Source organism: Halosaccharopolyspora lacisalsi (assembly GCF_014137975.1).
In the GTDB taxonomy this organism is placed as follows: domain Bacteria; phylum Actinomycetota; class Actinomycetes; order Mycobacteriales; family Pseudonocardiaceae; genus Halosaccharopolyspora; species Halosaccharopolyspora lacisalsi.
The window spans coordinates 27,501-50,916 of the sequence record NZ_JACGWZ010000003.1 but is presented as its reverse complement, the minus strand read 5'-3'; the positions used below and the strand labels follow the sequence as shown (position 1 = coordinate 50,916).

The 23,416-nt window shown below is 67.7% G+C and carries 26 protein-coding genes and 2 rRNA genes (1 of these 28 running past the window's edge); 14 read left to right on the top strand and 14 right to left on the bottom strand.

The features are described 5' to 3' along the window. Nucleotides 1–280: 280 nt before the first annotated feature. Complete coding sequence (locus FHX42_RS11760) at nucleotides 281–1,492, bottom strand: NAD(P)-dependent malic enzyme (protein ID WP_328796119.1); 1,212 nt, start codon at nucleotides 1,490–1,492, stop codon at nucleotides 281–283. A 336-nt stretch (nucleotides 1,493–1,828) separates the two neighbouring features. On the opposite strand from FHX42_RS11760, the gene FHX42_RS11755 reads away from it, so the two are divergent. Next, nucleotides 1,829–2,437 (top strand): dTDP-4-dehydrorhamnose 3,5-epimerase family protein, encoded by a 609-nt coding sequence (locus FHX42_RS11755; protein ID WP_182544323.1) that lies wholly within the window; start codon nucleotides 1,829–1,831, stop codon nucleotides 2,435–2,437. Nucleotides 2,438–2,544: 107 nt separating this feature from the next. Here the strand turns inward: FHX42_RS11755 and FHX42_RS11750 are convergent, their stop codons facing one another. Beyond that, on the bottom strand, nucleotides 2,545–2,859 hold the full coding sequence (locus tag FHX42_RS11750) for a S26 family signal peptidase (protein ID WP_328796067.1): 315 nt from the start codon (nucleotides 2,857–2,859) through the stop codon (nucleotides 2,545–2,547). 80 nt (nucleotides 2,860–2,939) lie between these two features. Here FHX42_RS11750 and sodN point away from each other — a divergent pair, with 80 nt between their 5' ends. From sodN to FHX42_RS11725, 5 genes are all read left to right on the top strand, one after another. Continuing rightward, nucleotides 2,940–3,347: a superoxide dismutase, Ni gene (sodN, locus tag FHX42_RS11745; RefSeq protein WP_182544322.1), complete on the top strand. Its 408-nt coding sequence runs from the start codon at nucleotides 2,940–2,942 to the stop codon at nucleotides 3,345–3,347. A 482-nt stretch (nucleotides 3,348–3,829) separates the two neighbouring features. Next, nucleotides 3,830–4,315: a hypothetical protein gene (locus FHX42_RS11740; protein ID WP_182544321.1), complete on the top strand. Its 486-nt coding sequence runs from the start codon at nucleotides 3,830–3,832 to the stop codon at nucleotides 4,313–4,315. 531 nt (nucleotides 4,316–4,846) lie between these two features. Beyond that, nucleotides 4,847–6,466, top strand: a complete 1,620-nt coding sequence (locus tag FHX42_RS11735; RefSeq protein ID WP_182544320.1) for a carboxylesterase/lipase family protein — start codon at nucleotides 4,847–4,849, stop codon at nucleotides 6,464–6,466. Between the two features lie 25 nt (nucleotides 6,467–6,491). Beyond that, nucleotides 6,492–6,974 (top strand): GNAT family N-acetyltransferase, encoded by a 483-nt coding sequence (locus FHX42_RS11730; RefSeq protein ID WP_182544319.1) that lies wholly within the window; start codon nucleotides 6,492–6,494, stop codon nucleotides 6,972–6,974. Nucleotides 6,975–7,030: 56 nt separating this feature from the next. Continuing rightward, nucleotides 7,031–7,366: a hypothetical protein gene (locus FHX42_RS11725; protein WP_182544318.1), complete on the top strand. Its 336-nt coding sequence runs from the start codon at nucleotides 7,031–7,033 to the stop codon at nucleotides 7,364–7,366. 18 nt (nucleotides 7,367–7,384) lie between these two features. Here the strand turns inward: FHX42_RS11725 and FHX42_RS11720 are convergent, their stop codons facing one another. Continuing rightward, the gene (locus FHX42_RS11720) at nucleotides 7,385–7,825 is read right to left on the bottom strand and encodes a hypothetical protein (RefSeq protein ID WP_328796066.1); all 441 of its coding nucleotides are present in this window, start codon (nucleotides 7,823–7,825) and stop codon (nucleotides 7,385–7,387) included. Nucleotides 7,826–8,051: 226 nt separating this feature from the next. On the opposite strand from FHX42_RS11720, the gene FHX42_RS11715 reads away from it, so the two are divergent. Then, a complete protein-coding gene (locus FHX42_RS11715) occupies nucleotides 8,052–8,972 on the top strand; it encodes a diacylglycerol/lipid kinase family protein (protein ID WP_182544317.1) in 921 nt (306 codons plus the stop codon). A 244-nt stretch (nucleotides 8,973–9,216) separates the two neighbouring features. After that, a complete protein-coding gene (locus FHX42_RS11710; RefSeq protein ID WP_182544316.1) occupies nucleotides 9,217–9,471 on the top strand; it encodes a WhiB family transcriptional regulator in 255 nt (84 codons plus the stop codon). A 248-nt stretch (nucleotides 9,472–9,719) separates the two neighbouring features. Here the strand turns inward: FHX42_RS11710 and FHX42_RS11705 are convergent, their stop codons facing one another. Both FHX42_RS11705 and FHX42_RS11700 read right to left on the bottom strand, forming a co-directional pair. Continuing rightward, nucleotides 9,720–11,210 (bottom strand): PAS domain-containing sensor histidine kinase, encoded by a 1,491-nt coding sequence (locus FHX42_RS11705; protein ID WP_182544315.1) that lies wholly within the window; start codon nucleotides 11,208–11,210, stop codon nucleotides 9,720–9,722. A 38-nt stretch (nucleotides 11,211–11,248) separates the two neighbouring features. Next, nucleotides 11,249–11,464, bottom strand: coding sequence for a biotin/lipoyl-binding carrier protein (locus tag FHX42_RS11700; protein ID WP_182544314.1), 216 nt, complete (start codon nucleotides 11,462–11,464; stop codon nucleotides 11,249–11,251). A gap of 2 nt (nucleotides 11,465–11,466) precedes the next feature. On the opposite strand from FHX42_RS11700, the gene FHX42_RS11695 reads away from it, so the two are divergent. Then, nucleotides 11,467–11,688, top strand: coding sequence for a 50S ribosomal protein bL37 (locus tag FHX42_RS11695; RefSeq protein WP_182544865.1), 222 nt, complete (start codon nucleotides 11,467–11,469; stop codon nucleotides 11,686–11,688). Nucleotides 11,689–11,827: 139 nt separating this feature from the next. On the opposite strand, the gene rsrA is transcribed toward FHX42_RS11695, so the two are convergent. Together rsrA and FHX42_RS11685 are read right to left on the bottom strand one after the other, a co-directional pair. Further along, a complete protein-coding gene (gene rsrA, locus FHX42_RS11690; RefSeq protein WP_182544313.1) occupies nucleotides 11,828–12,160 on the bottom strand; it encodes a mycothiol system anti-sigma-R factor in 333 nt (110 codons plus the stop codon). Beyond that, entirely contained in the window at nucleotides 12,157–12,840 is a 684-nt protein-coding gene (locus FHX42_RS11685; RefSeq protein ID WP_182544312.1) for a sigma-70 family RNA polymerase sigma factor, read from the bottom strand. Before FHX42_RS11685 ends, rsrA begins: the two co-directional genes overlap by 4 nt. A gap of 1,014 nt (nucleotides 12,841–13,854) precedes the next feature. On the opposite strand from FHX42_RS11685, the gene ybaK reads away from it, so the two are divergent. Next, nucleotides 13,855–14,340: a Cys-tRNA(Pro) deacylase gene (gene ybaK, locus FHX42_RS11680; RefSeq protein WP_182544311.1), complete on the top strand. Its 486-nt coding sequence runs from the start codon at nucleotides 13,855–13,857 to the stop codon at nucleotides 14,338–14,340. An 8-nt stretch (nucleotides 14,341–14,348) separates the two neighbouring features. Here the strand turns inward: ybaK and FHX42_RS11675 are convergent, their stop codons facing one another. Together FHX42_RS11675 and FHX42_RS11670 are read right to left on the bottom strand one after the other, a co-directional pair. Continuing rightward, entirely contained in the window at nucleotides 14,349–14,960 is a 612-nt protein-coding gene (locus tag FHX42_RS11675; protein WP_182544310.1) for an alpha/beta hydrolase family protein, read from the bottom strand. Next, on the bottom strand, nucleotides 14,957–15,685 hold the full coding sequence (locus FHX42_RS11670) for an SOS response-associated peptidase (protein ID WP_182544309.1): 729 nt from the start codon (nucleotides 15,683–15,685) through the stop codon (nucleotides 14,957–14,959). Before FHX42_RS11670 ends, FHX42_RS11675 begins: the two co-directional genes overlap by 4 nt. A gap of 121 nt (nucleotides 15,686–15,806) precedes the next feature. Here FHX42_RS11670 and aroA point away from each other — a divergent pair, with 121 nt between their 5' ends. After that, nucleotides 15,807–17,075 (top strand): 3-phosphoshikimate 1-carboxyvinyltransferase, encoded by a 1,269-nt coding sequence (gene aroA / locus FHX42_RS11665; RefSeq protein WP_182544308.1) that lies wholly within the window; start codon nucleotides 15,807–15,809, stop codon nucleotides 17,073–17,075. Then, nucleotides 17,075–18,088: a ribosome small subunit-dependent GTPase A gene (rsgA, locus tag FHX42_RS11660; RefSeq protein WP_182544307.1), complete on the top strand. Its 1,014-nt coding sequence runs from the start codon at nucleotides 17,075–17,077 to the stop codon at nucleotides 18,086–18,088. Before aroA ends, rsgA begins: the two co-directional genes overlap by 1 nt. A gap of 216 nt (nucleotides 18,089–18,304) precedes the next feature. On the opposite strand, the gene FHX42_RS11655 is transcribed toward rsgA, so the two are convergent. Beyond that, nucleotides 18,305–18,640 carry a hypothetical protein gene (locus FHX42_RS11655; protein ID WP_182544306.1) on the bottom strand — a complete coding sequence of 112 codons (336 nt, stop codon included), beginning with the start codon at nucleotides 18,638–18,640 and terminating at the stop codon, nucleotides 18,305–18,307. 74 nt (nucleotides 18,641–18,714) lie between these two features. Between FHX42_RS11655 and FHX42_RS11650 the strand changes: the two genes are divergently transcribed. Continuing rightward, a complete protein-coding gene (locus FHX42_RS11650) occupies nucleotides 18,715–19,002 on the top strand; it encodes a hypothetical protein (RefSeq protein ID WP_182544305.1) in 288 nt (95 codons plus the stop codon). A 46-nt stretch (nucleotides 19,003–19,048) separates the two neighbouring features. Here the strand turns inward: FHX42_RS11650 and FHX42_RS11645 are convergent, their stop codons facing one another. Together FHX42_RS11645 and FHX42_RS11640 are read right to left on the bottom strand one after the other, a co-directional pair. After that, entirely contained in the window at nucleotides 19,049–19,552 is a 504-nt protein-coding gene (locus FHX42_RS11645) for a DUF6912 family protein (RefSeq protein WP_182544304.1), read from the bottom strand. After that, complete coding sequence (locus FHX42_RS11640; protein WP_182544303.1) at nucleotides 19,552–20,985, bottom strand: WS/DGAT/MGAT family O-acyltransferase; 1,434 nt, start codon at nucleotides 20,983–20,985, stop codon at nucleotides 19,552–19,554. Before FHX42_RS11640 ends, FHX42_RS11645 begins: the two co-directional genes overlap by 1 nt. Before the next feature lie 64 nt (nucleotides 20,986–21,049). Between FHX42_RS11640 and FHX42_RS11635 the strand changes: the two genes are divergently transcribed. Continuing rightward, nucleotides 21,050–21,832, top strand: a complete 783-nt coding sequence (locus tag FHX42_RS11635) for a TrmH family RNA methyltransferase (protein WP_407926239.1) — start codon at nucleotides 21,050–21,052, stop codon at nucleotides 21,830–21,832. Between the two features lie 115 nt (nucleotides 21,833–21,947). Here the strand turns inward: FHX42_RS11635 and rrf are convergent. After that, a 5S ribosomal RNA gene (gene rrf / locus FHX42_RS11630) occupies nucleotides 21,948–22,065 on the bottom strand. A 78-nt stretch (nucleotides 22,066–22,143) separates the two neighbouring features. Continuing rightward, nucleotides 22,144–23,416, bottom strand: a 23S ribosomal RNA gene (locus FHX42_RS11625) (it continues 1,824 nt past the right edge of the window).

Genomic DNA, 23,416 nt, shown 5'->3' with positions numbered 1-23,416 from the left:
GATTCGGTGGCCCCCCTCGCTCCGCTTAGTCAAGAGCCCCACTCCTCTTGCGTCGCCGCTGTGTTCGCACAGGCACCCCCCAGCACCCGGCCGAGTGACCGGAGCCACAACGAATGCGTAGCGACTTTATCGCCAAGCGGGGGATAGTCGCAGTCGTGGCCCACTATAGATATCCCTCACGGGATGATCGTGCTCCATCGACAGTGACGAACACCGCACGAACGAATGACGCCGTCCGGCGAAACGAATTCACCGAACGGCGTCACAGGTGGAGGTGGGATCAGGCGGTGGCGACACCGTCCTCCCGTGCCGCCTTGACCACCGCCTCGGTGACCTCGGGAGCCACGCGCGGATCCAACGGGCTGGGCACGATGCGGTCGGCGGCGAGTTCGTCGGAGGCGACCTCGGCGATCGCCTCCGCCGCGGCGACCTTCATCCGGTCACTGATCATCCGGGAGCCCGCCTGAAGAGCGCCCTTGAAGATGCCCGGGAACGCCAGCACGTTGTTGATCTGATTGGGGAAGTCGCTGCGCCCGGTGGCGACCACGGAGGCGTGTCTGCCCGCGACCGAGGGATGGATCTCCGGGTCGGGATTGGACAACGCGAACACGATCGCCCCCTCGGCCATCGTGCCGACCAGTTCCTCGGGAATCTGACCCGCGGAGACGCCGATCAGCACGTCCGCACCGCTCAGCGCTTCGGTGAGACCGCCGGTCACCCCGCGCGCGTTGGTCCTTTCGGCCAGTTCGGCCTTGATGGGGGTGAGGTTGTCCCGCTCCGAGTGAATCACTCCGCGCGAGTCCACCACCACGATCTCACCGACACCAGCCGTGTCCAGGATCTCCGCGCAGGCCACTCCGGCCGCACCCGCACCCGAGATCACCACGCGCAGCGAGCTCAGCTCACGGCCGGTGACCTTGCAGGCATTGCGCAGGGCGGCCAGCGTCACCACAGCCGTGCCGTGCTGGTCGTCGTGCATGACCGGGCAGTCCAGCGCCTCGATCAACCGGCGTTCCAGCTCGAAACAACGCGGCGCGGCCACGTCCTCCAAGTTGACCGCCCCGAACGAGGGGCGCAACCGAACCAACGTCTCCACGATCTCGTCGACGTCGGTGGTGTCCAGCACCAACGGCATCGAGTCCAGTCCGGCGAAGGACTTGAACAGGGCCGACTTGCCTTCCATGACCGGAAGGGAGGCGCGGGGACCGATGTCCCCCAACCCGAGCACGGCCGTGCCGTCGCTGACCACGGCCACCAGCTGCCGTGTCCAGGTGTAATGGCCCGTCAGGGTCTCGTCGGTGGCGATGGCGCGGCTGACCTTGGCCACCCCGGGCGTGTAGGCGATCGACAGATCCCGGGGCCGGGTCAGTGGTGTCGTGGGTGCGATCGAGAGCTTGCCGCCCTCGTGAGCACCGAAGATCTCCTCGTCGGTCGGTTCCGTGTTCGGCTCCGCGGATTCGTCGTGGACGGAAGCGGAAGTACGATCATTCACGGTGGTCACGGCGTCCCTCCTGTTGCCTTGACCCAGAGGCCGGAGGATTCACCGCCGGCCCAGGCGAGTGGGCGACGCTGCACGCCTACCCGGACGGTACCGGTGAGGCGGGCGTCTCGAAGTACCGAGACTTCACTGCCCTGGTGCGGGCAGCGGCCCGGCGGACGCTGCGGTTCGCCCAGTGTGGCAGGCATCTCCGCAGCTGTCTGCGATCGGGATCACATCTCACCAGTAGATTCAACAAATTGTCAATGTCGTGCGGTGTCCCCTGTTCCCGCGGCGGCCTCGACCGCCGGGACCGGACCCACGCGCACGGACACCCTTAGAGTTTCGGTCGTGCAGGTACGGCAACTTGAGATCAGCGACGCGTTCGAGTTCTCCCCGAAAAGCTTTCCCGACCACCGCGGCCTGTTCGTCGCACCGTTCCAGGAGGCGGCCTTCGTCGAGGCCACCGGCCACGGCCTCCACCTGGCCCAGACCAACCACAGCGTCTCTGCGCGCGACGTCATCCGCGGGGTGCACTTCGCCGACGTCCCTCCGGGACAGGCCAAGTACGTCTACTGCCCCAGGGGAGCGCTGCTCGACGTGGTCGTCGACGTCCGGGTCGGTTCCCCCACCTTCGCGCGCTGGGAGGCCGTCCGGCTGGACTCGGACGAGTACCGCGCGCTGTACATCGCGGAGGGCCTCGGGCACGCGTTCGTCGCGCTCACCGAGGACACGGTCATGACCTACCTGTGCTCGACGAGCTACAACCCCTCCGCCGAACACGGCGTCGACCCGCTGGACCCCGAGCTCGGGCTCCCCTGGGACGAACTCGGCGGTGAACCGATCATGTCCGCCAAGGACCGCGAAGCGCCGAGCCTGGCCGAAGCGGCCGAGACGGGACTCCTCCCGCGCTACACCGACTGCCTCGCCCGCTACGAGCAACTCCGCGCCGCGGGCTGACCGGCTCCCTGCCAAGACTGACCGGCTTTCCCGAAGAGGTGAACGGAGCGGTTCGGCGCTCACACCGCCGAACCGCTCCGCTCACCGGCCACGGCGACACCCGTGGCTCACCGCACGCGCACGGGGTTCGGCCACAACCGCCAGCCAACGACGCCCAGCACCTCGGCGGGCCCGAGCTCCCGCGAGTCCGTCGACCCGAGGTCGTTGTCCCCCAGGACGTGCCACCCCGCGCCCTCGTGGCGCACGGCACGCTTCACCGACAGCTGCTCGGGTCTGCTCGCCCAGCGCACCATCACCACGGCTCCGGGCCACGGTTGCTTCCCCGCTCGCAGCAGGACCACGTCACCGTCGCGCAACGTCGGGGCCATCGACGGCCCCCGCACCAGCAACCGTCGCCACGGCAACCGACCAAGTGTGTTCACCCGACACCTCCGATAAGACAACGGCGATCTTAGGCGAGTAGGGTCAGGCCCGTCGGAGCATTCACTGTCAGGGAGGGATCATGCGACTCCTGTCTCGTATCCTCAGCCCACGCCTGGAGGCAACCGCGCACTGCGACCTCCCCTGCGGCGTGTACGACCCGGCGCAGGCCCGGATCGAGGCTGAGTCCGTCAAGATGATTCAGCAGAAGTACCAGGACAACGAGGACACCGAGTTCCGCACTCGCGCGATCAACATCGCCGAGCAGCGCTCGGAGCTGGTCAAGCACCACCTGTGGGTGCTGTGGACGGACTACTTCAAGCCGCCGCACTTCGAGAAGTACCCGCAGCTGCACGAGCTGGTCAACAAGGCCACCAAGGCCGCGGGGGCGAGCGGGACCAAGGGTTCCATGGACCCGTCCACGGGCCAGCAGCTGCTGGACTACATCGCCGAGATCGACAAGATCTTCTGGGAGACCAAGAAGGGCTGATGTAGTCGGCTACCCAGCGGCGCTGACCAGCGAATCCTTTCGTCGGTCAGCGCCGTTTTCGCGTCTCCGGACGAGATCGTACGACCTGTGGACGACCTGGGGGGCTGACAGCTCGGAAGACAGCCCGGAACAATCCCTGAGCACCGGTGGTTTCGGGCTTGGTCGCGTGGTGCGCGGCGGACTGCGCGGTGTGGTGGAGGGCAGTGAGGTCCACGACGAGAGCACCGGCACTGTGGGCGGGAGTGTTTTTCAGGCTGGTGCTGTGCACGGGGATTCCGTGGTGGTGCCGCAGTCGTCCGCGCCGGGTGCGTCGTTGCCGGGGCCTGCTCGGCTTCTGGCCGATGAGGTGCGGGGGCTCAGCGCCGAATCCGTGCGGCAGTGGGGATCAGTGGGTCGGGGGCGTTGTCGGTGCGGTGGCGCACCGCTGCCGAGGACCTGATCGATCACTGGGAGAACGTCCACGACAGCAGTGATCCGGTCTCGTGGACGGGGCACTTCACGGCCATCGGGAGACCTACCGGGGCCGTTCGGTCGAAGCGGCTGGTGATCCTGGGGAAGGCCGGTGCGGGCAAGACCGTCTCGCCCACCGCCTCATTCTCGACCTGCTCGACACCGCCCGGGCGGCTGGTCCGGTTGCCGGTGTTGGTCAGCCTCGGCGACTGGGCCCCGGACGGGGTCGCGGTGCCGGTTGGTCGGCCAACTCGTGCACGACTCCCCGTTTTCTGGAGGAGCGGGTTCCGACCACGGGCACGAGGCAGGCTGAGGTTCTCGTCGACCGGGTCCTGGTGCTGCCGGTGCTGGACGGTTTCGACGAGCTCCCCGAGGGGCGTCACCGCGCCGCGATCGGCGAGATCAGCAAGGTGGACCGGCCGCTGGTGGTCACCGGCCGCCCGGAGCAGTACGCCCGGGCCCGCCACTGGCTCGGCCACCTCGCCACCCACCACCGAACCGAATCCGCCAACAGATGACTCACCGCACCCGCACCACGGACCGGCCCCACAAGACCGCAGAGACAGCCACAGACGAGCGATCTCGCCCTGGTGCGGGCCATGGGAGGCACCCGACGAGGAAGCTCGGATCTCGTACGTACGTGTCCGCGTGTGCCCGCCGCGTCGACCAACCGGCCCCGGACGCGCTCGCCGAAGCGTAACGCGGTTGGACCACTGTGGTCAGCTCGCGCACGACTCGCGAGAGTGTTCGAAACAGGCAAATGGTGATCAGCGACCACCAACAGCGTACGACCAGATCGGACTCATGCATGAAATTTCTTCACCGGTCGGATGCTCCCCGGATCTCGGGAACCGGGAGGGGTGAGGTCGCACGGCCTCCGTTCGATGCGCTCTTCGCACGGAAACACCTCGCCGCAGCCCGGGTGTCCCGCTGAGCTCGGCTGGCGATCCGCCCCTGGAGCCACGATCGTGGGATGGCCCGATGCGTTTCGTCGCCGGCGGGCCATTGATCGTTCGCGGGCCACCGCGAGACCCGGAAGGCCGGAGCTGATGACGAGAGCCGACACCGGTGTTCGCCGCCGCAGCCTCGTACCGCGAGCGCTGCTGAGTTCGTTCGCCGCCCTGCTGCTGATGCTGACCACCACCGCAACCGCCGCTCCGCCACGACCGTCCGCCGTGGTGAGCACCGACGAGGGGCTCGTGCGCGGCCAGGTCCACGACGAGTACCGCCTGTTCCAGGGCATCCCCTACGCCGAGCCCCCGGTCGGTGACCTGCGCTGGCGTCCGCCACGACCGGCCGCTGCCTGGAACGGCGTTCGCGACGCGACGTATCCCCGTTCACGGTGTCCGCAGCCGACACGGCCGGGGCAGCAACAGCAGCGACCCGGCTTCGACGAGGACTGCCTGTACCTCAACGTCACCACCCCGGTCTCCGCGAAGCGGACGAACGGCTCGAAGCCGCCGGTCATGGTGTGGGTCCACGGCGGGAACAACGAGACCGGCTCGGGCAGCAGGTACGACGCCCGCGAGCTCGCGGTTCGGGGCAACGTCGTCGTCGTGACCATCAACTACCGCCTCGGGGCGCTCGGTTTCCTCGCCCATCCGGCGTTGGAGGTCGGCGACGACCGGAAGCTGCAGGCGGGCAACTACGGCCTGCTTGACCAGCAGGCCGCGCTGCGGTGGGTCCAGCGCAACGCGAAGGCGTTCGGCGGGAACCCGAACAACGTGACCCTGTTCGGCGAGTCGTCCGGCTCCGCCGACAGCTGCGCCAACCTCGCCTCCCCCGAGGCCGCCGGTCTGTTCCACAAGGTCATCGCCCAGAGCTACAGCTGCACCGCCGCCACGCGCACCGAGCGGGAGGCCCAGCGGTCGGCGAGCGAGTTCGCGGCCCGGGTCGGCTGCGGCCGGGGCGGTGCTCGGCAGGTCGCCACGTGCCTGCGCCGGCTCGACCCCGCCACCCTGGTCGAAACGGGCCTGTCGAATCCCTATCCGGTCGCGGGAGGCGACGACGTGCTTCCGCTGGAGCCCCGGACGGCGTTGCGGCGGGGGCGCTTCAACAAGGTGCCGGTGATGCACGGCAACACCCTGGACGAGATGCGGCTCTTCATCGCCCGCGAGTTCCCGGAACCGATCAGCGCGGCGCAGTACGAGGGCATCGTTCGCGAGCGCTACCCGAAACGGGCCGCGGAGATCCTCGCGCGCTACCCCGCCGCCGAGTACCCGTCACCGAGGATCGCGCTGGCCACCGCCGCGACCGACGGGATCGGCCCGTTGTCGACCTGTCGACACCTGGAGGCGTACCGGCTCTTCGCCGGGAGCGGTGTACCGACCTACGCCTACCAGTTCGCCGACCGCGACGCTCCTTCGCCGGTCGACGTCCCGGACTTCGACGAGGGAGCCGCGCACACCACGGAACTGGAGTACCTGTTTCCCGGCCCGCTCGGTGCCGAACCGACACCACCACAACAGCGACTCTCCGAGAGCATGATGAGTTACTGGACGTCGTTCGCACGCCGGGGACGCCCCTCGGCTCCCCGTGCTCCGGAGTGGCCGCGGTTCCACACGTCCGACGACGTACTGTCCCTGGCACCGGGGCCCGGTGGTGTTCACACCACGAACGTCGCGTCCAACAGCGACTGCGCATACTGGAAGAAGCATTTCCGGGAGTAGTCGGCAGAGATCGGCCGGAGGAAGCGTGTCCGAGCAGCACATCCGTGAAGTGACCGAGTCCGACGTCGCCACCGTGGTCGGGCTGGTGCACGAACTCGCCGACTACGAGCAGGCGGCCGACGAGTGTCACCTCACCACCGAACAGCTGCGCACCGCCCTGTTCGGCCGGTCACCGGCGCTGTTCGGACACGTCGCCGAGGTCGGGGGCGAGGTCGTCGGTTTCGCGCTGTGGTTTCTGAACTTCTCCACCTGGCGCGGCACGCACGGCATCTACCTCGAGGACCTGTTCGTGCGTCCGGCGCACCGGGGTTCCGGACTCGGCAGGGCGCTGCTGAACAGCTTGGCTCGGGAGTGCGACGCGCGCGGGTACGCGCGGCTGGAGTGGTCGGTGCTGGACTGGAACGCTCCGGCGATCAACTTCTACAAGTCGATCGGGGCGCTGCCGATGGACGAGTGGACCGTGTTCCGACTCACCGGCGACGCGCTCGAGGAGTCGGCACGCTCCTGACAGGTACTCACGGTAGCCTGCCGAACACCCCGAACCCGCCCAGCGAAGGTAGCCCCATGCCACCCCGTCCCGTCAGCAGGTACTTCAACTACGGACTCACGTTCCGGTGGGTCCAGGGCGATCGCGAGATCGCGGTCAAACGCGGGTACGTCATCGAGGGGAGCCCCTTCATCGAGGTGACCCGCCCCAAGCACTTCTCGATCGTGGACCGTCCCGGGGAGGACCCGGCCCACGACAGGGAGAACTGGGTCACCGCGATCCCGGCCAACCCCACGGACTGGGACAAACCCGGGGCACTGGCCAAGGTGGCCGACGCGTGGGCGGCGGCCAACCCCCGCAGCGCCGACCTCGGCAACCGCACCGACCGGCGCGGCAAGGGCCAGCGTCAGTGAGCCCGCCCGAGCGGGCCCCTATCTCGGTTCGGCGTCGGCGTCCGGTGCCTCGCTCATGCGCATGGTCCACACACGTGCGCCACGGTTGAACAAGCTCCACAGGATCACCACGGGCAACGCGGCGATCCCCACTCCGATCAACGGGCGCCCCGAGGGCCCCAGCGCGTACCAGGCCACTCCCAGCAGCAACAACTGCAACAACAGCGAGGGCGTACGCGCCCAGTGCTTGCCCTTCCACAGACCGATCCCAGCGGCCAGCACACCCGCCGACAGCACCCCGAAGTAACCGGCCTCACCGTAAGTCTGACCACGGTCGAAAGTGCCCACGCCGCCGAGATCACCGGCGCCGGCGCGGATCAGCAGTGCGGCGACGAAGACGAGACCGACGATCGCCTCCACCGTGGTCAGGGCTCCCGCGAGACGCACGGTCCGGGGAGGCGAGATCGCTCCTGCCGACACGGTCGGCCCCTTTCCTGGAGTAAAGCACGACTGAGGGCGCTACGTGCGCTTCCCCGATGGTAATGCCGCCCGATCGACGAACCGGACCGACAGGCGGTTACCTCGCTCACTCGGCCGCCGCGGTGCGGCATCGTGAAAAAGCTCTTTCCGGAGAGTGGGCGACCGATAAGCGCTCTCACCCGAGACGGTGAAAAACGTCGCCGACCGTTGCCTTAGGCTGCCCGGTGTGCGTGCAGTACTCGTGGTCAACCCCCGGGCGACCTCCACCACCACCGCAGGCCGGGACGTACTGGCACATGCGTTGGCCAGCGAGGTGAAGCTGGAGTGCGTCGGGACCCGCTATCAGGGCCATGCTCGCGAGGCCGCCAGGCAAGCCGCGCTCGACGGCGTCGACCTGGTCATCGCCCACGGCGGCGACGGAACCGTCAACGAGGTGGTCAACGGGATGCTGTCCGGCGAAGGCGTGGGCACGGCCCCGCTGCTGGGCGTGGTCCCCGGCGGCTCGGCGAACGTCTTCGCCCGTTCGCTGGGGCTCCCCCGGGATCCCGTGGAGGCGACCCATCGACTGCTGCGGGCGCTCGCCTCGAACAGTTACCGGACGGTCGGCCTGGGCAAGGCCGACGGTCGGTGGTTCACCTTCAACGCCGGGATCGGCTGGGACGCCGACGTGGTGGCCGAGATCGAACGACTCCGCACGGAGGGCCACACCGTCACCCCGGGCCTTTACGCGCGCACGGCGCTGGCCTGCTACTTCCGAACGTGTCGGCGTGCTCCGCTCATCACGGCCTTCCCGGAGGGCAGTCCACCGGTGGACGGGCTGCACACGATGTTCGTGTCGAACACCGACCCCTGGACCTACCTCGGCTCCCACCCGGTCCGCAGCAACCCGGAGACCGGGTTCGACACGGGGCTCGGACTGCTCGCCTTGCGCACCATGAACACTTACACAGTGTTACGACATGTAGTTCAGCTGCTCCGCAGTAGAGCGAAACCACACGGAAAAAGCGTGTTTCGTAGTGCGGACATGGGGTATCTCCACGTAGCCTGTCAGCAGCCGTTGCGTCTCCAGGTGGACGGCGACAACCTCGGGAAGCGTTCGGCGGTCGACTTCGAGTCGGTCCCCGACGCCTTGCATGTCGTCGTATAACCGTTGAACAACGGTGGGCCACCACCGACCGTTCCCAGTGATCGCGCCCGGTGGCCAACCGGAACCCCAGGTCAAGTTCCGTCGATCTTTCGAGTGAGTTCACTCACTGGCTTTGATCGGGCCCTTGACATTACGGCTGTTCGTGAAAGTATTCACAAGCGCACGGACTCCGTGAAAGCATTCACAAACACCCCGAACGAACAAACCGGCACGCGTTGGCGTGCCTAGCGAGGAGCAAGGAACGATGGACTGGCGCCACCGCGCGGTATGCCGTGACGAGGACCCGGAACTGTTCTTCCCGGTGGGGAACAGCGGTCCCGCGCTGTTGCAAATCGCCGAGGCGAAAGCTGTGTGCCGCCGTTGCCCGGTTGCTTCGGAGTGCCTGGCCTGGGCGCTGGAGAGCGGGCAGGACGCCGGCGTGTGGGGCGGTATGAGCGAGGACGAGCGACGTGCACTCAAGCGTCGCAACTCGCGCACCCGCGCCCGTACGAACGCCTGAACCTCTGGGTTCGGACGAGGACGCTCGGGAGCGTTTCGGACTACGAGGGCATCCCGGTGATTCTCGGACTTCGGCGGACACGACGGCATTCGCGCACGAGGACACAAAAACCCACGACAGTCGGATCGATCAGCGTCGATGTCGGTGCGGAACGCGGCAGCACGTTCCACGGGGGCCGACTCGGTCGATTCAGGGCACGCCGACGGGGAAACGGCGTGCACCCATCGACGCACGACCGTGGTAGCCGATCAACGACGGTATTTCAGAGGCACGCGCAGCACCGCCTCGGTCCCGCGTTGACCGCGACCACGCAAACTCAACGAACCCCGTAGTTCAGACTCCACGAGGGTTCGCACAATCTGCAGGCCGAGGTGTTCGGCGCGCTCGAGGGAGAAATCCTCCGGCAGACCGCGACCGTCATCAGAAATTACCGCGTCCAGCCAGCGCGCCGAACGCTCCGCCTGCACCACGACTTCGCCGCCCTCCCCCGGAGGGAAGGCATGTTCCAGCGCGTTCTGGACCAGCTCGGTCAGCACCATCACCAACGGAGTCGCCAGCTCGGCCGCCACGACGCCGAAGCGGCCCTCGCGGCGGACCTTGACCCCCGTCTCCGCCGTGGCCAGATCGCTCATCATCGGAATGACCCGGTCGACCACGTCGTCCAGATCGACCCGTTCGTCGACCGACATCGACAACGTCTCGTGCACCAGTGCGATCGACGTCACCCGCCGCACCGACTCGTCCAGCGCCTGCCGCGCCGTGCCGTTACCCGTGCGGCGGGACTGCAAGCGCAACAGGGCCGCCACCGTCTGCAAGTTGTTCTTGACCCGATGGTGGATCTCCCGGATCGTGGCGTCCTTCGACATCAGGGCACGATCCCTGCGCTTGACCTCGGTCACGTCGCGCACCAGCAGCAGAGCACCCGCCTGCTGGCCACGTGGCTGCAGGGGCAGCGCCCGGAACAGCACCGTCGCCCCTCGTGCCTCGGCCTCCATCCGCATGCTCGGCTGCCCGGAAAGGGCCTGCCAGATCCGCTGAGCGACTTCCTCGCCGTCGAACGGATCGGACAGCAGGGAGCGGGTCAACGGTGCGATCGCGGCTCCCACCAGGTCCGCGGCATGACCCATCCGGTGGTAGGCCGACAGCGCGTTCGGACTGGCGAAAACCACCGCTCCGGAACTGTCCAGGCGAACGAGCCCGTCACCGACCCGGGGGCTGGTGTGCACGTCAGGAGCGGGTTCCGGGGTCGGAAACGTCCCGTCGGCGATCATCTGGCAGAGATCGGCGGCACTACCGAGGTAGGCGATCTCCAGGGGACTGGGCACCCGCGGGACCGCGAGGTTGGTGTCCCTGCTGAGCACCGCCACGGTCTGCTGATCCAGCTTGACGGGAATGGTCTCGCGCCGAACGGGGACGCCGAGATGCCACCGCGGGTCCTCCTCACGGCAGATGCGCCCCTCGACAACGGCACGTCGTAGCTGCGGATGCTCCTGGGGAACGACCTCGGTGCCGACGACGTCGTCGGGGTGAGCGGTCGGTGCCGTGGTCGGTCTGGCCTGTGCCACGCACAGGAACCGGTCCTCGGCGGCATCGCGCGGACCGACCGGCACCCAGAGCAGGAAGTCGGCGAACGACAGGTCCGAGAGCAACTGCCACTCGGCGACGACGAGCTGCAAATGGTCGGCCGCCTGGCCGGACAGACCGGTGTGCTCGGCCAGCAGATCACTGAGCGTGGACAAAGAGCACCTTTCGGATCACCTGACCGGAAGTCATACGCTCACTCCACGACCGCGAGAAGGTCGCCCTCCTGAACCACGTCACCTTCGTTGACCGCGATCCTGCTCACACGGCCGCCCGCCTCGACCAGCACGGGAATCTCCATCTTCATGGACTCCAGCACGAACAGCGACTCCCCGTCATCGACCTGCTGACCGTCGCTGACGTCGACCGTCAGCACGTTGGCGACCATCTCGGCGCGGATCTCCTCGGCCATCCGTGACGCTCCCTCCTGAAGTGCCCCTCCTGTGGGCGAGCTCGCACCACCAGGAAACCACGCGGCGGGCCACCCCCGAACAGCAGGTCACCCCACATGGCAGACTGGACGGCGATTGCAGCCGATCCGACGAGGGAGGGGCCATGGCCAAGCGCGCCCGCAAGAAGAAGGCCGCTCGCAAGAACAACGCCAACCACGGCAAGCGCCCTCTGCGCGGCAAGTAAGAGCGCACCGAAGCGAAAGTGGCCCCGAGCCGGATTCGACTCGGGGCCACTGTGCGTTTTCGGGTCCGACGACCGCGCGAACCGGTGGAGCACCTGGTCGGGTGTACCGACCGCCGGACAAGCCGGTCCACGGACTCTCTTACTCGGCAGCTGAGGCCGGCCTGGTGCGCACCTCGACGGACTTGCCCTCCGGACCGTGCTCGACGGTCACGTCGGCCTGCCGCAGCACGCTGTCGCGGATCGAGGTCCGCAGTCGGTCCCGCAGATCCTCCGGTGCGTGCTCGCCACCGCACTTGCGGTGCAGCAGTTCCTTCAGGTGCTCCTCGATACCGTAGTGCTCCAGGCAACTGCCGCACTCGTCGAGATGACGGCGCAGGATCTCGCGCCGGGACTGGTCACACTCGTTGTCCAAAAACAACCACACCTCGGCGAGTACGTCCTCGCACGTGGTGTCGGGGTCCTCGCAACTCACGACGTGCTCACCTCCTGCTTCTTCTCACGCAGGAAACCACGATCACGGGCGACGTCGGTGAGCATGTCGCGCAGCTGCTTACGACCACGATGCAACCGGGACATTACGGTGCCGATCGGAGTGCCCATAATCTCCGAGATCTCCTTGTAGGCGAAGCCTTCCACATCGGCGAGGTAGACGACCATCCGGAACTCCTCGCCAAGCTGCTGTAAGGCGTGCTTGACGTCGGTGTCCGGGAGTCGGTCCAAGGCCTCGACCTCGGCCGAACGCAGCCCGCTGGAGGTGTGGTTCTCGGCTTGGGCGAGCTGCCAGTCGGCGATCTCGTCCGTCGGCTGCTGCTGCGGTTGACGCTGCCGCTTGCGGTAGCCGTTGATGTAGGTGTTGGTCAGAATCCGGTACAACCAAGCCTTCAGATTCGTTCCCTGGGTGAAGGACTTGAACGCGGAGTAGGCCTTGAGGTAGGTCTCCTGGACCAGATCCTCGGCATCGGCCGCGTTGCGGGTCATACGCAGCGCGGCCCCGTAGAGCTGGTCCAGCAGCGGCATCGCGTCCCGTTCGAAGCGGGCCGCGCGCTGCTCGGGCGTCTCCTCGGCCTGAGTCTCCTCGGCCTGCTGCGACTCCCGAGCGGCCTCCTCCGGCCGTTCGGCGGATGTACCGCGCTGTCCTGAGGTACCGGACACCGGACTCCCTTCCCGCCGCCGAGATGGGGCAACTACCGACGACGACCCCATGCCGTTCTGCGCATGGACCTTCTCCGAGGATACCTCCCGGGTACGCTGCTCACTCGGCGCAGGAGCCGATACGCGACGCACGGCGAAACGGTCCTGCCCAGAACGTTCCTGCCGATCAAGTACGGCCGCATTGCACTGCTCAGTCAACACGTGCGGTACAACATGACCCACCGTCGAGTTATTCCGTTCAGGAAGTGCGTGAAAGCGTGTCCGTCCTGAGCTGTCGTATTGCTACGCGGCGTTGGCCCGGCCCTGGGGCGGGGCCTTCCCGGGCGGTGCCCGGTGCCCGGCGCACCCTCGGGTGTGGTGGTCTTACGGGGGTTTCCGGCGGGCTCGTTTTGCGTCGCCCCGCAATTCGGGGAGGACGTGGTGTCCGTGGTCTTGGCCGGGCTGGCGAGGTTGCGGGCGGCGTTGAGGTCGGGATCAGCGCGGCAGCCGCAGTGATCGCAGGTGACGGGGTTGGCGATGACCTCCCCGGGCGACAGCACCGCCAGCGACTTCACCCCGACCGTGCCGTCCCGGGGTCGGTTCCGACTCGCGTCGTTCGATTTCCACGGACAACGACACCTGCCACCGCCCCCGGCGGAACGAGACCGTGGCCGACCGGATGCGGGCGGTGCCCCGCTGCCCGTGCCGGGCCAGTTCGCGGGGCGACTCGTGGGTGCGCACCGCCCCGTCCCGGTCACCCCCACCCGACACGTCACGTGATCACAACGCTGCCGCACCCGAACACCGGGCATCTGGATGGTGTGGCCCCCAGCAGCGGAGATTCCCGGAATCAGCGTGACACAGCGGTCCCGCACCTCCCACCGACGAGGAATCCATCGCACTCCACACCCGACGCCACGAACGCCCACCCGGACAACGCACGCACTGACACGCTGTGACCCACACGGACACACGACCACGAACAGTCGAAAACCCCTACCACGCCGCCACCGGCCGCTCGCCTACGCTCGTCGCATGGCGGGACGGGGCACTCCGGCAACGGCGCTGCTGGCCCGACGGCGCGTCGCACACCACGTACACGCCTACGAGCACGACCCTCGCAGCACCTCCTACGGGCAGGAGGCCGCCGAGGCGCTCGGGGCCTCGCCCGAACGGGTCTTCAAAACCCTCGTCGCCGAGGTCGACGGCACGCTCACGATCGCGGTGGTCCCGGTGCCGGGCTCACTCGACCTCAAGGCCCTCGCAGCGGCTCGTGCGGGCAAGAAGGCCGGACTCGCCCCGGAACCGGACGCCGAGCGCGTGACCGGCTACGTCAGCGGAGGGATCTCCCCGCTGGGCCAAAAGCGCCGCTCACCGACCGTGCTCGACATCTCGGCCACGAGGTTCGACACCATCTACTGCAGCGCCGGGCGACGCGGGCTGGAAATCGAGCTCGCTCCCGACGAGCTGGTCCGCCTGACCGGGGCCACCGTCGCCACCATCACCGCTCGGCGGGACTGAACGCGACCTCAGTCGAGCAGGCGCAGGATTCTGCCGAGCCACTCGCTGACCGCGCGGGAGACGGCATCGGAATCGGCCTTCAACGAGTGGTCACCGGCGACCAGGACCACCTCGCGGCTGTGGGTGGGGGTCGACTGGCCGAACGAGTCGCGCTCCCCCTGCACCACCAACACGGGGAGGTCCACCCCGTCGAGTTCGGCCTGCCTGCTCTTCTCCGGCCTCCCCGGAGGGTGCAGCGGGAACGCCAGGCACAGCACGGCCGATGCCGTACCCTCCTCGGCCGTGCGGCAGGCGACACGCGCTCCCGAGGAACGTCCACCGAAGATCAGGGGCAGCTCGGCGAACCAGCGCTGCCCCAGGTCCTCGGCGACGGTCAGCCACGCCGTATCGAGCTGCCGTGCCGGGGCGGGCGCCTTGCGGCCCGCCACCCGGTAGGGCTGTTCGACCAGTGCCACGTGCACGCCCGCACTGGTGGCCGCCCGGGTGACGGCCACCAGGTCCGGGGCCTCCGTACCCCCACCTGCACCGTGACCGAGCAACAACGCCGCACGCCCCTCCTCGGCGAAGTGCAGCTCGGCCCGGGCCGGGCCGTGCGGTGTCGGGACCTCGATCCTGGTCATGACGCCTCGACCCGTTCGGTCAGCCCGGCACCGTTGTTGCGCACGTTGTTCACCGCACGCGAGACCGGACGCAGCTCGAGCCCCTCGACCAGTTCCGTCGACGGCGGGCCGAGCAACTCGTCGACGTCCCCGACGTCCGGGTCCAGCCAGTGCGACCACGTCGACGAGGGCAGCACCATCGGCATCCGCTCGTGCACGCCGGCCAGCTCCCCCACCGCCGCCGTGGTCAGCACGGCACAGGTCACCAGCGGAGGGGCCTCCGCGGGCAGCTCGGGGTCCCGCCGTGTCGCCCAGATCCCGGCCATCGCCAGACCGGAACCGTCCCGCGGGGTGATGAAGTACGGCTGCTTCGGCGTCTCGTCGCGCTTCCACTCGTACCACCCGTCGGCGGGCAGCAGGCACCGGTAGTACCTGATCGCCCCGCGGAAGGAGGGTTTCTCGGTCACCGTCTCGGCCCTGGCGTTGATCATCTGGCTTCCGGTGGCGGGGTCCTTCACCCACTTCGGGACCAGACCCCACCGCATCACCCGAACACTGCGTTCGCTCCGGGACGGGTCCCGGTTGCCGTCGGAGTCCATGGGATGCCGCTGCACGACGCTGAGCACCGGCTTCGTCGGAGCGATGTTGTGGTCGGCCCCGGGAGCGTCGTCCCCGGTGGCGTCCACGGCGCCGAAGTCCCCGGCCAGTGTGGCGGGACTCCTGTTCGAGGCATACCGTCCGCACATCCGCCTGTGGCACCTCCTCGCCACCCGACCACTCGGCCGTATGTTCGTATCCTGACAGGTGAACAGGCCGGTGGCGACCCCGTGACCTGTCCCCGCTGCCGCGATGCGCGACGATATGCCCATGAGCCATCCCTGGTCCGCCCCGGTGGCCCGTGACGCAGTACGCGCCACCGTCACGATCCCCGGTTCGAAGTCCCTCACCAACCGCGCGCTGGTCCTGGCCGCGCTCGCCGACGGCCCCTCGACCCTGCACGGTCCGCTGCGCAGCAGGGACACCGAACTGATGGCCGCGGCACTACGAGCGCTGGGGACCCGCATCACCGACGGACCACGGGATGAATGGCTGATCACCCCCGTCTCCCCCCACGGCCCCGCCGAGGTGGACTGCGGACTCGCCGGCACCGTGATGCGCTTCGTTCCTCCCCTCGCCAGCCTGGCCACGGGCCCCGTCACGTTCGACGGCGACCCGCAGGCCCGGAAGCGGCCACTGTCCACGGTTCTCGACGGTCTGCGCGCGCTGGGGGCCGACATCGAGGGCACCGCCCTCCCGTTCGAGGTGCGGGGCCAGGGGGCCCTTCCGGGAGGCAGAGTCACCATCGACGCCTCGGCCTCCTCGCAGTTCGTCTCCGGGCTGCTGCTGTCGGCCGCGCGTTTCGACCACGGCATCACCCTCGTCCACGAGGGCGAATCCGTACCGTCGCTGCCGCACATCGACATGACGGTGACCATGCTGCGAGCCGCCGGAGTCGAGGTCGACGACCGGCAACCCGACGTCTGGCGAGTGAAACCCGGTCCGGTCGATCCGCTCGACCTCGACGTCGAGCCCGACCTGTCCAATGCCACGCCGTTCCTGGCAGCCGCCGCGGTGACCGCGGGCGAGGTCACCGTCCCCGGGTGGCCGGAGCACACCAACCAGGCCGGAGACGCGATCCGCGACATCCTCGAGCGGATGGGTGTCCACGTCCGGCTCGACGGCGCCGGCCTGACCGTGACAGGTCCGGAAAAGCTGGAGGGAGCCGACGTCGACCTTCACGCGGTGGGCGAGCTCACCCCGACAGTGGCCGCGATGGCCGCGTGCGCACACGGCTCCTCCAGGCTGCGCGGCATCGCGCACCTGCGCGGACACGAGACCGACAGGCTCGCCGCCCTGCAGCACGAGCTGAACTCGCTGGGCAGCTCCGTGCAGCAAACCGACGACGGATTGCTGATAGAACCACGCCCGTTGCACGGTGGTACGTGGCACTCCTACGCCGATCACCGAATGGCCACGGCCGGTGCCATCCTCGGCCTGCGCGTTCCGGGGATCACACTCGACGACATCACCACCACGTCGAAGACGTTGCCCGATTTCACGGGCATGTGGTCGACGCTGCTGGATCCGGTGAGCTGATGGGCAAGCGCGGCTGGCAGGACCTCGACGAGTCCGACGTGCGGGTGCGCCCGGGGCGCCGTGGCAGCCGGCCACGCAGCAAGCGCCGTCCCGAACACGCCGATGCCCAGCGGGCGATGGTCGTCGCCGTCGACCGCGGACGGTGGACCTGTGCGCTGGCGGGCGAACCGGAACGGATCGTCGTGGCGATGCGGGCGAAGGAACTGGGCCGCACGCCGATCGCCGTCGGTGACCACGTCGGCCTGGTCGGTGACACCTCCGGCGGTACCGGCACCCTCGCCCGGATCGTGCGGGTCCACGAGCGAAGCAGCGTCCTGCGCCGCACGGCCGACGACACCGACCCGTACGAGCGGATCGTGGTGGCCAACGCCGAACAGCTCGTCATCGTCACGGCCCTGGCCGATCCACCCCCCAGGACGGGGTTCATCGACCGGTGCCTGGTCGCCGCCTACGCAGGAGGGCTGGCACCCGTGCTGTGCCTGACCAAGGCGGACCTGGCCTCGCCGGACGAGTGGATCGAGACGTACTCCGCGCTCGACCTGCCGATCATCACCAGCCGAATGGACACCCCTCCCGAAGAGCTGCGGCAACGACTCGGCGGCCGCGTCTCCGCCCTCGTGGGCCATTCGGGAGTCGGCAAGTCCACGCTGGTCAACCGCCTGGTTCCGGAAGCCGGGCGCACCACCGGCGAAGTCAGTGGTGTCGGCAAGGGGCGCCACGTCTCCACCTCGACAGTGGCCATGGCACTGCCCGCTCCCGCGCGCGGATGGGTGATCGACACTCCCGGTATCCGCTCGTTCGGCCTGGCCCACGTCACCCCCGGAGATGTGATCGCGGCCTTCGAGGGGTTCTCCGCGGCGGCCGAGGAGTGCCCACCGAACTGTGGTCATCTGGGCGGGGCCGAGGACCCGGACTGCCACCTGGACACCTTCGTCGCCTCGGAAGGAGGCAGCAGCGAGCAACTCGCCTCCCTGCGCCACCTGCTGCTTTCCCAGGCCGGGCGCAGTTCGTAGTCACAACGGTTTCGCGAAAAGGCCACGCCGCACCACCGGAGGCCGCTAGCTTCCAGCTGGAACGAGTCGGCGAGGCCCCTCGTGCGTCGTGCGGTCCTCGCAGCGTCGAGCCTCGCGCTCGTGACGACACTGAGTGCCTGCGGTGGCCAGTCCACGGGCACGAACCAGCCCGGGAACGGCGGACAGGAGTCCGTCACTCCCGTCAGCAACATCTCCTCACTGGTGTCCAAGGCCACCGGTTCGATGGACGAGAAGCAGACCGTCGCCATGAACGTCGACGTCGCGGGCGGCATGCCCGGCATGGCGAGAGCGAGCAAGCAGCAGTGTCTGGTCGACTTCGCCGAACCGAAGATGTCCTGCGATGGTATGGCCCCCACGGTCGTGACCGAGAAGGCCATGCACGTCATACCCCCCCAGCACGACCGATCCGAGCAAGCCGTGGGTGAAGATGAGCTTCGACTCCGACGGCCCGATGGGGCAGAGCATGGGCCAGATGGGCCGGATGGGGAAGTTCTCCGACCTCGAGGCCATGCTGCCGCCCGGGTCGACCATCACCGACACCGCCCAGGAAGAAGGTCAACGGCGAGCAGACGACTCGCTACGAGATCAGCACGGACCTGAGCAAGGTGGACTCCCAGCGCAACGAACTCGCCGAGAAGAGCTACCAGATGCTCACCAAGGCGGGCGTCACCGAGTTGAACCAGACGATCTGGATCGGCCCGGAACGACTTCCGGCGAGGGTCGAGTCGGTCACTCCTCCGATGACGGTCATGGGACGCCAGGTACCGGAGACGACCACCACCATCACCTACTCCGACTGGGGCGAGCCGGTGAAGATCACCGTGCCGCCGCCGGAGAAGGTCCGGGAATCGGCGATGCCGAAGGTCCCGGGGATCTCACAGCCCCCGAAGTGATCCGGTGACCCGACGACCCGGTGGGGAGACCGCCGGGCCTCCCGGCTCACATGAGTTCGAGGACGAACGGGACCTCCTGCGGTGCGTACCAAGCCAGCTCGTGGTCCTCGGCATCCCCGAGCGCCAGTTCCGCCTCCTCGTCACCGAGGTCGGCCGCGTCGATCACGGCGGCCGCCACGCGCACCGCGTCCTCGGCGTCCTCCGCGTCCATGTGCACCGCGGCGAGCTGTTCCCACTGCACCGACTCGGACAACCGCACCACGGCATCGTCGAGATCCGGCCGCAGTGTCGCGTCCTCACTGTCCACCGAGATCACGACCCTGCGGTACTCGGCCTTCTCCGCCTCGTCGGTCTCCGAGGCGATCAGCCGCAGCGACGCGCGCGCGGCCTCCCGCATCGCGGCGTACTCCAATTCCTCGGTGTCACCGCTGGCGTAGGACTCGCGGAACACCGGTGTCAAGGCGAAAGCCGTGCCGCCCAACGGCCACAGTTGCCGCTCGTCGACAAGGCTCCTCAGCATTCGCACCGTAGCGGGCACATACACCCTCATCACTCAACCGTCCCGATCATCTCGTCCACCGACTCCTCGATCATTGCCGCGAGCACGTCCACATCCGGCATCGCCGTCCGGTCACCGTTGAGGCCGAAGTACAGACCACCGTCGTAGGAGGTCACACCGATCGACAGCGTCTGGTTCTTGGCCAGCGGCATCACCGGGAACATCTCCATCATCGTCGCCCCCGCCGTGTACAGCGGTACCTGGGGGCCGGGAACGTTGGTGACCAGCACGTTGAACAACCGGTCCGAGAAACCGTTGGCCACTCGGGCACCCAACGCATGCAATGTCGGCGGGGCGAAACCGGAAACACGTACCAGCGTGTCGGCGGCCACCGACTGCCCCGATTCGGCGTGTTCACGCATGGCATGACCGATGTGGTGCAGTCGCACCCGCGGATTCGACTCCCCCACCGGCAGTTCCACCAGGTAGGCCGACACTCGACTGCCCACGAGACCCGCCGGCACACCACCGTCGTGCCCGTAGTCGGGATCCGCCGAGTCGGTACCGGCGCGGATCGACAGGGGGACCATGGCGCGGACCGTCGTTCGTGCCGAAACGACCTCTCCCCGCGACAACAACCAGCTCCGCAGTGCTCCGGACAGCACCGCCAGCACGACGTCGTTGACGCTGCCTCCGTGCACTCGGTGTACCGAGCGGAAGGTATCCAGTCGCGCCCTGGCCACGGCGAAACGGCGCTGTGTCGACGTGGCCGCGTTCAGCGGTCCACCCGAAGCGGGCACGGCAGCCGTGCGCAGTGCCGAAGCCAACCCACCCACGGCTTTGCCCACCTTGCCGACCGTGGCCGTGACATCCGTCGCCGCGGCACGGACGTTCTCCACGATCTCACCCGGACGTTGGACGGCATCGACCACGGCATCGGTGACCAGCCGGGTCGAGTCCGGTTGCGGCCGGGGCATCCAGAGATCGTCGACCTCGGTCGTCACCCCCTTGCGAGAGGTGTCCAGGATCACCTGACCGATGTCGATCGCCCCGATACCGTCCACCATCGCCTGGTGGGTCTTGGTCAGCACGGCCACCCGGTTACCCGAGAGCCCCTCCACCAGGTAGACCTCCCACAGCGGACGAGTGTGATCGAGCTGACGGGCCATGACCCGAGCGGTCAACTCGTGCAGTTGCTCGTCGCTTCCCGGCTTGGGCAGCGCCGACCGGCGGACGTGATAGGTGATGTCGAAATCCTCGTCGTCGACCCACACCGGCCGCGCGAGACGCCCCGGCACCGGCAACACCTTCTGCCGATATCGCGGCACCAGCGCGAGTCGACGTTCGACCAGGGACAGCACGTGGTCGTAGTCGAAACCGGACCGTGGCCGCCGGAACACGGCGACTCCTCCCACGTGCATGGGCGTGGTGGGATCCTCCAGATACAGGAAAGAGGCGTCGAGCGCGGACAGGCGATCGGGCATGGTCATGATATTGACACATGTGGGGGCCGCGATCGGGGAACTTCCGGTCGCGCATGTGACACTTGTGGGCGTGTCCGGCGAAGTATCTCCCCGGGACCGGTTCGTCACCATCTACGGCCGCAAACCGGTACTCGAAGCTCTGAACGACTACGACCTGCGTGTGGACAAGGTCGTCATCGCCGAGGGTCTCGGTGGTGCCCCGATCAACGAGATCGCGGAGGCCGCCGCAGATCGCGCCGTCCGCGTGCAGCGGGCGAGCGCGCACCGCGTCAAAGTCCTGGCGGGCAACGGCCGCCACGATCAGGGAGTGGTGGCCGATGTGGTCGCACCCCGGATGCGTCCACTCACCGACGCGCTGGCGGACCGAGCCACGGCACCGCACAAACTGCTCCTGCTCGACGGGCTCACGACTCCCGCCAATGTCGGCATGATCCTGCGAACCGCCACGGCCGCCGGCATCGACGGTGTCGTGCTTCCTCATCGTGGCGTGGCCACCGTCGATCCGCTCGTGGTCAAAGCCTCGGCCGGGATCGCCTTCCACGCACCGATGCTGCGTACCAGGACCGCCGGTGAAGCCGCCGAGCTGCTCACCGAAGCCGGATACCCGTTGTTCGCGCTCGACGCGGATTCCGAGGAAAGTATCTTCGACATCGATTTCGGCACCCGTGCCGTCTTCGTTCTCGGCGGTGAAACCGCCGGACTCTCCGATGAAGTACGGAAATGCGTCACCGGCACGATCGCGGTGCCCATGCACGGTGGCGTGGAGTCGCTCAACGTCGCAACGGCCGCGGCCGCCGTGTGCTTCGAGGTTCTGCGACGACGGGAAACCGGAAAAGACCGCTCCTGACGTAAGAAGTTCCCCGGCACTGTGGAGTGCCGGGGAACTTCTTCGTGAATGCGGCCGCACACAAGAGTGATCCCCGGCCTCGGGGAGGTCGGGGATCACTCTTTGTGGTGAATGTGGTCGGCGGTGTCCGAGTCTCCCACACCCGTGGGGGTGCAGTACCTTGGGCGCTGGGGGGCTTAGCTTCCGGGTTCGGGATGGGTCCGGGCGTGTCCCGCCCCGCTGTGGCCACCGACCACAAGTCTGTATGGGGTTGGGGGTTGTTGTTTCAGAGCCGGATGGTGGATGCGAGTAGTGGTGCTGTGCGGTGTGGTGTGGGGTAAGTCCTCGGCCGGTTAGTACCCGTCCACTGAACACATTGCTGTGCGTGCATGTCGGGCCTATCAACCCACTGGTCGGGTGGGGGCCTTAACCCACTGGGGGTGGGAGACCTCATCTGGGAACGGGCTTCCCGCTTAGATGCTTTCAGCGGTTATCCGTGCCGAACGTAGCCAACCAGCCGTGCCCCGGGCGGGACAACTGGCACACCAGAGGTTCGTCCGTCCCGGTCCTCTCGTACTGGGGACAGCTTTCCGCAGGTCTCCTGCGCGCGCGGCGGATAGGGACCGAACTGTCTCACGACGTTCTAAACCCAGCTCGCGTGCCGCTTTAATGGGCGAACAGCCCAACCCTTGGGACCCACTCCAGCCCCAGGATGCGACGAGCCGACATCGAGGTGCCAAACCATGCCGTCGATATGGACTCTTGGGCAAGATCAGCCTGTTATCCCCGGGGTACCTTTTATCCGTTGAGCGACACCGCTTCCACCTGCCAGTGCCGGATCACTAGTCCCTGCTTTCGCACCTGCTCGACCCGTCAGTCTCACAGTCAAGCTCCCTTGTGCACTTACACTCGCGGCCTGATTGCCAACCAGGCTGAGGGAACCGTTGGGCGCCTCCGTTACTCTTTAGGAGGCAACCGCCCCAGTTAAACTACCCACCAGGCACTGTCCGTGAACCCGATCAGGGTTCGACGTGAGACGCACGCTGCGACCAGAGTGGTATTTCACCAACGACTCCACCCCCACTGGCGTAGAGGGCTTCGCAGTCTCCCACCTATCCTACACAAGCCGTAGCCCGCGCCAATACCAAGCTATAGTAAAGGTCCCGGGGTCTTTCCGTCCTGCCGCGCGAAACGAGCATCTTTACTCGTCCTGCAATTTCACCGGGCCTGTGGTCGAGACAGCGGAGAAGTCGTTACGCCATTCGTGCAGGTCGGAACTTACCCGACAAGGAATTTCGCTACCTTAGGATGGTTATAGTTACCACCGCCGTTTACTGGCGCTTCCATTCTCCGCTTCCCCACATGGTGGGTAACGAGTCCTGTTAACGTTCCAGCACCGGGCAGGCGTCAGTCCGTATACCTCGTCTTACGACTTCGCACGGACCTGTGTTTTTAGTAAACAGTCGCTTCTCCCTGGCCTCTGCGGCCACCCCGAGCTTCACACGCGCGGTGCTACACCGGGGGTGGCCCCCCTTCTCCCGAAGTTACGGGGGCAATTTGCCGAATTCCTTAACCACAGTTCACCCGATCGCCTTGGTATACTCA

Coding starts and splice junctions, on each gene's coding strand:
- sodN (WP_182544322.1), top strand. CDS start 2,940: ATGCGACTCCTGTCTCGTATCCTCAGCCCACGCCTGGAGGCAACCGCG.
- FHX42_RS11735 (WP_182544320.1), top strand. CDS start 4,847: ATGACGAGAGCCGACACCGGTGTTCGCCGCCGCAGCCTCGTACCGCGA.
- FHX42_RS11725 (WP_182544318.1), top strand. CDS start 7,031: ATGCCACCCCGTCCCGTCAGCAGGTACTTCAACTACGGACTCACGTTC.
- FHX42_RS11710 (WP_182544316.1), top strand. CDS start 9,217: ATGGACTGGCGCCACCGCGCGGTATGCCGTGACGAGGACCCGGAACTG.
- FHX42_RS11700 (WP_182544314.1), bottom strand. CDS start 11,464: ATGGCCGAGGAGATCCGCGCCGAGATGGTCGCCAACGTGCTGACGGTC.
- ybaK (WP_182544311.1), top strand. CDS start 13,855: ATGGCGGGACGGGGCACTCCGGCAACGGCGCTGCTGGCCCGACGGCGC.
- FHX42_RS11675 (WP_182544310.1), bottom strand. CDS start 14,960: ATGACCAGGATCGAGGTCCCGACACCGCACGGCCCGGCCCGGGCCGAG.
- FHX42_RS11670 (WP_182544309.1), bottom strand. CDS start 15,685: ATGTGCGGACGGTATGCCTCGAACAGGAGTCCCGCCACACTGGCCGGG.
- aroA (WP_182544308.1), top strand. CDS start 15,807: ATGAGCCATCCCTGGTCCGCCCCGGTGGCCCGTGACGCAGTACGCGCC.
- rsgA (WP_182544307.1), top strand. CDS start 17,075: ATGGGCAAGCGCGGCTGGCAGGACCTCGACGAGTCCGACGTGCGGGTG.
- FHX42_RS11655 (WP_182544306.1), bottom strand. CDS start 18,640: ATGGTCGACCCGGGCGGCAGCATGGCCTCGAGGTCGGAGAACTTCCCC.
- FHX42_RS11645 (WP_182544304.1), bottom strand. CDS start 19,552: ATGAGGGTGTATGTGCCCGCTACGGTGCGAATGCTGAGGAGCCTTGTC.
- FHX42_RS11640 (WP_182544303.1), bottom strand. CDS start 20,985: ATGCCCGATCGCCTGTCCGCGCTCGACGCCTCTTTCCTGTATCTGGAG.